Source organism: Bacillus sp. T17B1, assembly GCF_026796395.1.
GTDB classification, from domain to species: Bacteria; Bacillota; Bacilli; order Bacillales; family Bacillaceae; genus Bacillus; species Bacillus spizizenii_A.
Map to the genome: position 1 here is coordinate 1 of NZ_JALAYA010000051.1, position 705 is coordinate 705.

Genomic DNA, 705 nt, shown 5'->3' on the forward strand with positions numbered 1-705 from the left:
TGCTCATGGTAATGCCTTTTGTGTTAACAGCTTTTTGATACTCGTAGGATGTATACACAGAACCTTGGTCACTATGTAACATGCAGTTCTCAGGCAGTGTTGGCAACTGATCAAGTGTGTCTAAGACAAAGTCTGTGTCCTGCTTATCGCCAATCGTAAAAGCAATCACTTCTCCATTGTATACATCTAATATACTGGAAAGGTACAATTGTTTCTGTCCATAAGGCAAATATGTGATGTCCGTTACTAGTTTTTCAAGAGGGCGATCAGACTGAAAGTTCCGATCCAATATATTATCGACCACGGCATATGGCTGCCCATTCTTCTTGCGCTTTTTCACCTTAACCCGGCACTGCCATTGATTTTTCTGCATAATACGTTGAACAGTTTTATGGTTAATACGCATTCTCTTTTTTAGTATGGCTGTGATTTTTCGATATCCATACCGATACTTGTGCTCTCGGCACAACGTGCCGATTTGTTTTTCCAAATGGCGCTTGGAATGATCTTTCGTCAGATTCTTCTTCCAACGATAATAAGACGCTCGAGAGATACCTAAATGAATACAGATATCCTGCACGGTCATTGTGTTGTGCAATACTTCTATAAGTTCGACTGACGTTTCGCTATCAACTTCCTGTCCAATTCGTTGTACTTTTTTAACACTACATTCTGTTGTCGCAGATAACGATTCTCTGCCTGCAG

The 705-nt window shown here is 40.6% G+C and carries 1 pseudogene; it reads right to left on the bottom strand.

Going from position 1 to position 705, the window contains the following annotated elements:
- Positions 1 to 705, bottom strand: a pseudogene (locus MOF34_RS19405) (IS3 family transposase); the annotation flags it as partial.